The organism is Marinobacter caseinilyticus, assembly GCF_011074955.1.
Classification (GTDB): Bacteria; Pseudomonadota; Gammaproteobacteria; order Pseudomonadales; family Oleiphilaceae; genus Marinobacter; species Marinobacter caseinilyticus.
Genome location: NZ_WUQJ01000005.1, coordinates 135156 through 142301, shown reverse-complemented (window position 1 = coordinate 142301; position 7146 = coordinate 135156). Strand labels below are relative to the sequence as shown.

At 56.0% G+C, this 7146-nt stretch carries 9 protein-coding genes; 7 read left to right on the top strand and 2 right to left on the bottom strand.

The window, feature by feature from the left end; all coding sequences use genetic code 11:
- Positions 1 to 131: 131 nt before the first annotated feature.
- Both GRX64_RS02375 and GRX64_RS02370 read right to left on the bottom strand, forming a co-directional pair.
- Positions 132 to 281, bottom strand: a complete 150-nt coding sequence (locus GRX64_RS02375; protein WP_166263582.1) for a hypothetical protein — start codon at positions 279 to 281, stop codon at positions 132 to 134.
- Positions 282 to 284: 3 nt separating this feature from the next.
- Positions 285 to 965 (bottom strand): arginine N-succinyltransferase, encoded by a 681-nt coding sequence (locus GRX64_RS02370; RefSeq protein WP_166263581.1) that lies wholly within the window; start codon positions 963 to 965, stop codon positions 285 to 287.
- Positions 966 to 1256: 291 nt separating this feature from the next.
- Between GRX64_RS02370 and GRX64_RS02365 the strand changes: the two genes are divergently transcribed.
- From GRX64_RS02365 to GRX64_RS02335, 7 genes are all read left to right on the top strand, one after another.
- The gene (locus GRX64_RS02365; protein ID WP_166263580.1) at positions 1257 to 1946 is read left to right on the top strand and encodes a glutathione S-transferase; all 690 of its coding nucleotides are present in this window, start codon (positions 1257 to 1259) and stop codon (positions 1944 to 1946) included.
- A 176-nt stretch (positions 1947 to 2122) separates the two neighbouring features.
- Positions 2123 to 3880, top strand: a complete 1758-nt coding sequence (locus GRX64_RS02360) for an alkaline phosphatase family protein (RefSeq protein WP_166263579.1) — start codon at positions 2123 to 2125, stop codon at positions 3878 to 3880.
- 118 nt (positions 3881 to 3998) lie between these two features.
- Positions 3999 to 4190: a hypothetical protein gene (locus tag GRX64_RS02355; RefSeq protein ID WP_235937488.1), complete on the top strand. Its 192-nt coding sequence runs from the start codon at positions 3999 to 4001 to the stop codon at positions 4188 to 4190.
- A 74-nt stretch (positions 4191 to 4264) separates the two neighbouring features.
- Positions 4265 to 4654, top strand: a complete 390-nt coding sequence (locus GRX64_RS02350) for a hypothetical protein (protein WP_166263578.1) — start codon at positions 4265 to 4267, stop codon at positions 4652 to 4654.
- A 105-nt stretch (positions 4655 to 4759) separates the two neighbouring features.
- Positions 4760 to 5527: a TIGR01458 family HAD-type hydrolase gene (locus GRX64_RS02345; protein ID WP_166263577.1), complete on the top strand. Its 768-nt coding sequence runs from the start codon at positions 4760 to 4762 to the stop codon at positions 5525 to 5527.
- A 14-nt stretch (positions 5528 to 5541) separates the two neighbouring features.
- Positions 5542 to 6432: an alpha/beta fold hydrolase gene (locus GRX64_RS02340; protein ID WP_166263576.1), complete on the top strand. Its 891-nt coding sequence runs from the start codon at positions 5542 to 5544 to the stop codon at positions 6430 to 6432.
- 267 nt (positions 6433 to 6699) lie between these two features.
- A complete protein-coding gene (locus GRX64_RS02335) occupies positions 6700 to 7026 on the top strand; it encodes a glycine zipper domain-containing protein (RefSeq protein WP_166263575.1) in 327 nt (108 codons plus the stop codon).
- Positions 7027 to 7146: the final 120 nt, after the last annotated feature.

The following is a 7146-nucleotide window of genomic DNA, read 5'->3' as shown; positions in this document are numbered from 1 at the left end:
TATACCCAGAAATTTAATCAGCGCCACCGGAGGGTGGGGCATGTCTTTCAGGGGCGCTATAAAGCGATTCTGGTTGAAAAGAAGGAAAACCGGGACAGATCTATTTTCTCGGCTTCTCTGATGGCCCAGCGCTAAAGTAAGTCACTACCAACCTTCACCGTGCTTCGGTTAATATCGGCGTCCAGCGCGGTCATAACCGCCAACCGGTGTTTGTCGAACGTCGTGATTTTGAGTACTACCTGACGAATCTCAAAGACTTTCGGCCAGTTCGCGTCTGCCAAGCGCTATTCCTTAAGCCGGACGAGCAACCGGCCATCCTCAACCTGGATATAATCCACACCCGCTGCAAAGGATTGCCAGAATCCCGCGTTGGCGCCGAACTCGTTAACCAGGTCCACATTCTTGAGGTTGCCCAGCCAGGCATTCGGAATGGGTACGCCCATGAGGCTGACGCCCCTTAACTTAACCAGGGGGCGACCGTTGGCAAAGGAGAGTTCTACACCGGCATTGACTCGTAGGGTTCTGCCGCCGAGTACAGGGAAGTCCTCGTCAAGAGGCACCAGAAGGAGGGCGCTCAGCAGGTCGTCCGAAAGGTCGACTGCGAGCCTCTGAGCCAGATCAGTGTTCTTGGCCAGCATACCGTTGAGTTCCCGCTCACTAAAGCGTACTTCCCGGCTGGCGCCTTCCTCACTGTAGGGTACCGGCTGCAATGGGCGGCCGGATTCGCCGCCTTGGGTATCAATGCCCAGAGTATTCAGTTTGTTGTTGAGGGAAGCCTGTTCACTGGCATTCAGGGTTACGGGGTCGAAGTTTTCAGGAAATACATAGTGGCTTATCCACCAGTAACCGACGCCGACGGTGGCAACGATGGTGAGCAGGACAATGCCAAAGACATGCAAGCCACTGAAGCCTTTCTTTTCGGGTGGCGGCGCTGATGCTGTTTTATTCTCGGTTGTCTCACTCATTGCCAATGTCACCTGTGCAGTTTGAATTCCCTCCGTTGGGTCCGTGGAGCAGTCGGTTTTCCATTTCTGTAGCCAGCATCTCCGCTGATTATAATTGCATACTTTCGTTCGAAAACCGGGACAGATCTATTTTCAGCCCCGGTTTTCCCTAACATTGTCAGCTTTTGAAGCCAGGTTGTTAAACCAGCGGCATTGAGTTGAATAGACCTGGCTTTCGGATCAGGTCTTTTTCTGTGCGCTACACTTCCAGACAGCGGTTATCTTCTCAACTGTCAGTGTGGGAGAGTCGCAATGCAGGACTACGAACTCTATTACTGGGGCCTGCCCTTTCGCGGTAATTTTATTCAACTTTTTCTGGAGGAGGTTCGGGCGGATTACCGCAAGTTGGATGCCAGCGAGGTCTACCCTGATAAAAACCTGAACATCCAGTACCCCGGGATGGCACCACCCTATCTTTACGACTGCAGGGCCCAGGTCTGGTTCGCCCAGATGCCGGCGATTCTCATGCATCTGGCGAAGGCCTACCATTTTCTTCCCGACGAGCCTGAGCAACACACCCTCACTCTGAAGGTGATTCTGGACTGCAATGATATTCTCATGGAAATCACCAACTACCATGGCACAGTGATGTGGGATCAGGATTCATGGGCCGAATTCCGGACCCATCGCCTGGCCGACTGGATGGCCATTTTCGAAAAGACCGGCCAGGCGCACCTCCTCAAACCGGACGCGGGCTATCTGCTGGGCCCCAGGCTCACGGTGGCCGATATCGCAACGGCTGCATTGTTTGGCACCCTCGTCCACAGCTTTCCGGAACTCGCCGCAGATCTGGAACACAACGCCCCCCGGGTGGCGGGTCTCTGCCAACGAGTGGAAGACCGTCCGTCGATCAGGGCTTTTCTTGAGGATCAGCGAAAGGCGTTGGGTAAGGCCTACTGTGGTGGTCAGATTGAGCGGTCCCTGCGGGACGTCATACGGTAGCGCCGAAATACTGTTGCGGAAAACCGGGACAGATTTATGTTCCCTGTCAGCTTGAATAAAGCCGGGGCTGTGTTATACCGAAATGACACAATCTGGGCAGTGACCCTGCAGCAACGCGGAGCCGTGGTGGTGATTGTTTGGTTAATAAGGACATTCAACCAAATAAGGGCGCTCCCATGATTAGGCTTTATTTCTCTTTCCTGAAGCATTTTCTGAACAGCTGGGCGTGCCTCTCGCTCACGTCTGCGTTTTCCGTCCTGATGGTCGGTCTGGCCCCCGGCGCAGCAGGCGCTGCGGAAACTGAAAGTGGCGGCCACCCAAAGCTGATTCTGCAAATCACGGTGGATGCACTGCGCGCCGATCTGCCCAAGCGTTACGCGTCAGTCCTGGGAGACGATGGCTTCAAGCGCCTCTGGAACAACGGAATCACCTATTCCAACGCCAACTATCGACACGCCAACACAGAGACCGTCGTTGGCCACACATCCCTGGCCACTGGCACCGTACCGGCACGCCACGGGATGATCGGAAACGTCTGGTTTGACCGTGAGTTGGGGCGTCTGATCTATAACATCGAAGATGCACGCTATCGGTTGCTGACCGTTGGTGCTGATGTGGATAAACAGACTGAAATCGATCCGACCCAGAAGGCAGCCAAGGTGGATGGCCGATCACCAACCGCCATACTGACGTCGACGTTCAGTGATGAATTGGCGATTCACTTTAATGGGCGGTCGAAGATCTTCGGCGTCTCGGTGAAAGATCGGGGCGCAGTGACCCTGGCTGGGCAGACCGGGAAAGCCTTCTGGTTTTCCAAGGCCACCGGGGAGTTTGTTACCAGCACCTATTACTATGACGAGTACCCGCAGTGGGTGACGGACTGGAACGCGGGCAAGCCCGTTGGCAAATACGCTGGCCAGGCCTGGGAGCTGCTCCTGAAGCCGGATGCTTACCAGTTTGGTGGGTCTGATGATCAGGTTTTCGAAACCGATTTTCCGGGTTTCGGGCGTATCTTCCCCCACGCCTGGGGGGCGGCCGACGACAAGTACATGACAACCCGCCTGACGCTCAGTCCGGCCGGTGACGAATTGACTCTGGATTTTGCAATCACGTTGCTTAAAGAAGAGGTGATGGGGCAGGACGAGATTCCGGATTTCCTGGCGGTCAGCTTTTCCTCAACCGACTATGTCGGTCACGTTTTCGGCGCATCCAGCCTGGAAACCGAGGACAATATGGCTCGCCTGGATCGTACCCTGGCTGACCTGCTCAACGTCGTTGATGAGCACGTGGGCCTTGAGAACACTTTGGTGGTGCTTTCGGCCGACCACGGACAGCCCGAAGTTCCTGGCCATCTCAATCAGCTTGGCGTGTCCACTGCCCGCTATTTCGATGTCGAGGCGCTCGACAAGACGCCGGCCATTGAAGCCCTGAAGAAGGAGTTTGGCATTGGTGAGGAGCTCATAGAGGCGTTCTTCCAACCCTACTTGTATCTCAACGATGAGATCATCGACGAAAAAGGTCTGAATAAAGCGGCGATCGAACAGACTCTTGCAGAGACGCTGATGCAGTTTGAGGGTGTCGCCGTGGCGATACCCAGCTCGGCCCTGCGGTCGGGCGCGTTCCCGACAGTGCCAGTCATTGATGCCGTCTTGAATAACTTCCATCCGAAACGGTCGGGCGACATCTACGTGGTCTTCAAACCCAATGTTTTTATCAACGATTTTGACGGTCTGGAGGTGGCGTCGGTTCACGGTTCCCCGTGGCGTTATGATACCCATGTGCCGGTGATTTTTTCCGGATACGGCCTGAAGGCCCAAACCGTCAGTCGACCAATAGCGCCGTACGACATTGCCCCGACCCTGTCATCCCTGATCGGCGCAAAAGCGCCCTCCGGGGCCGTGGGTGAGCCGTTACCAGAAGTTCTGGGGCACTGACTTTGTTACACTGACCCTGGGCTGCTCTGCGACGCATTCAGTAATGGCAGGGCCTCAAGGCGGTGAACCGGTCCGGGAGCGCCTGTGGCGAACAGGAAACAGTTATTGATCGTGGCCCATGCGCCCTTTCCAAAGGAAAACCGGGACCGATTTATTTTCTCGCAAACTCCGTAACGAGTGGATCGACGACGTGCTTTACTTCAATGCGGGTGGCGCCGGGCCCCGGCGCTATACTCTTCCAATCACGGTAGGGCGGCTGGAGGTGACCGAAGACCGTGTCGCGGGTGAAATTATTGAACTGCCGGTTTGATCCATTTGGTCCGCCGCTTCCAGAAACCGGGAGAAAGATAGAGGTCCCATGCATCTATTCAGGCTGTATTCACAATGAAATCAATTGCCCTGGTGTCACTGTTGGTCGTCCTTCTGGGGTTTCTCGGTGTTCAGTATTACATTACTTCCGTCCCTGCTCTTGAGGCTCCCATCACCGTTGTTGACGTCCGAGCAGTGAAGTCTGAAAAATCCCTCGTGGTTACCCTGGTGGACAGCGAAGCGCAGCGATTTACCGTCGGTCTTAGGGGCGATGCCGCGAAACCGGAGGAAGCCGCGCTTTTCTATATCCGGAATCCGGATGTCATTCCCTATGTGTTCTGGCCGAATTTTCGAAGTAACGATGAGAAACGGGTTCTGGAATTGCTGGAAGACCTGATCGAATCTGACGCGTCAGACGTCGCCGCCGTTCGCAGCATCTACTCGGTCTTGAAGGAACGCAACTGACGAACAAGCGTTGCGTCTTCTAAACTTAAGTGAGCGCCAGCCATTATTGTCAGCGAGGCGCCTGCCTCGCATCGCGACTCCGAAATCAGGTTGAGGCCCAACGCCATGCCAAAACCCCAGGGACTCTGTATCGACATTTCCGGTGTGCTCCACGAAGGGGGCGAGGTCGTCACCGGCGCCCGGGCGGCCATTGCCAGGGTCCGCGAGGCGGGAGTGCCCTGCCGCTTTCTCACCAACACGTCCCGCAAGCCCTCCCGGGCCGTGCTGGACGAACTCCGCGAACTGGGTTTTGAGGTCAATGAGAAAGAAGTACTGACGGCACCGGCCGCTGTCGCGCGTTACATGAAGGCCCGGAAGCTGAAAGCCTGGCTGCTGGTGCACCCTGACATTGAGGAGGAGTTCGAACCGGCTTCATGCTCCGATGCAAATACCGTCGTGGTCTGTGATGCCGGTGAACGCTTCGATTACCGTCGGCTGGATCAGGCCTTCGCTCTGCTGATGGAGGGCGCGCCCCTGCTGGCGGTGGGCATGAACCGTTACTTCAAGGCATCCGACGGTCTGCACCTGGATGCCGGCCCCTTCATTCGCGCCCTGGAGTATGCGGCCGGGGTGGAGGCCACCATCATAGGCAAGCCCGGCGAGGCCATGTTCCAAGAGGCCTGTGACAGCATGGGGCTGGCGCCGGGCGACTGCCTGATGATCGGCGACGATGTGGAAGCGGATATTGGCGGCGCCCGGAAGGCGGGGCTCCAGGCGGCGCTGGTGAAAACGGGCAAGTATCAGGAATCGGATGGGGCCCGGGCCGCGGAACTCGGCGCCGGTGTTTTCGACGATATCGCCGCCGTGGCATCACACTGGCTCAAAGTTCAATGAACCGAGGGATTAACATGATCGAAACCCCACTGGAATTTCCGAGTCACGGTACAACCTGTCGCGGTGTTCTTTACACGCAGAATGCCGACCGTGGAAGTTTGCCGTGTGTGGTGATGGCGCATGGTTTTGGGCTGACTCATGCCAGTGGCCTGGCACCGTTTAAAGAAGCTTTCTGCAATGCGGGTTATGCGGTCTTTGCCTTTGACTACCGCCATTTCGGTGAAAGTGATGGTCAGCCACGACAGACGCTGAGCCCTCGGAAGGAAGTGGCAGATTGGCTGGCGGCACTGAATTTTGCGCGGCAGCTGGATCGTATCGATGGGAGTCGCATTTGCCTGTGGGGGACGTCGTTTTCTGGCGGGCTTGTGATTGCGGCCGCGGCAAAGGATGGAAGCGTGCAATGCGCCATCTCCCAATGCCCGATGATGGATGGTTTGGCGTCTTTGCTGGGTGTTGTCGGTTATGCCGGCCCCATGCAGGCGATGCGCCTGACCTGGCACGGAACGGTCGACTGGCTTCGTCGTGGGCTGGGGATGTCTCCTCGGTATATTGCGTCGGCAGGCCGCCCCGGCGAGTTGGGCATGATGACGGCTGAGGACTGCCAGGAGGGGTATGTTCCCTTGCTGGCCGATAATGCGTCGAATTACGTTGCAGCGGGCGTGAGTTTTGCGATTCCCTTTTTCCGGCCCATCCGGTTGGCCAGCAAAGTCGCCTGCCCGGCGCTGGTGTTGATTTGCGACCACGATACGGTCGCCCCGGCGAGTGTTGCGGCCAAAGCGGCCGAGAGAATGCCGAACGCGGAAGTGAAGCACTATCCGGTCGGTCATTTTGATGTATATCGGGGCGAAGCTCTGGTTCAGTCAATCGATGATCAGCTTGATTTCCTGGCCCGATTTTTCCGGTGAAAGCAAAACTGGGACAGATCTATTAACGGCTGAGTCGGAGGTAGAGTGCGAGCGTTTTGTTCAGGTCCGATTCATGAGGAATGCGCATCCTTTACACTTTGTAACATATTGAAATATAAATAAAAGGTAAGGGTGGTATCGCGTGTATTTCTGATATTCTCGAAGGGTTCACAAAACTGACTAGTGCCTGATGGGACGATGGAGACAATGGTTTCCTTCCCGTCATACTGGGCAGTTCAGACCACCTGAACAATGGGATTTACGTCAATGAAAATGAAATCACTGCTCGTTTTTTTATCTCTGAGTGCTACCTCACTGGTTGCCGTTGCGGATGACACAGCCGACGCCGCGCTGGGTGGCGGTATTGGCGGAGCCATTGGGGCTGCCATCGGCAACGAGGTAGGTGGCAGAGATGGTGCTATTCTCGGCGGTGCCGTCGGTGCGGCAACCGGAACAGCCATTACCACCAAAGATCATAGAGAATACTATCGAGACCATGATCGCCGTCGTCATGACTACGACGATCGCCGGTCTTACCGTAAGTCCGGTGGCCATTTCTGCCCACCGGGCCAGGCGAAAAAGGGCAACTGCTGAGACGCGACAAGCCTGCAATTTGATCTGTACGCTCCAAAAAGCCTTTCTCCAACGGGAAGGCTTTTTTTTTTCGATCCGAAAACCGAGAAAACCGGAAAATAAATCTGTCCCGGTTTTTGA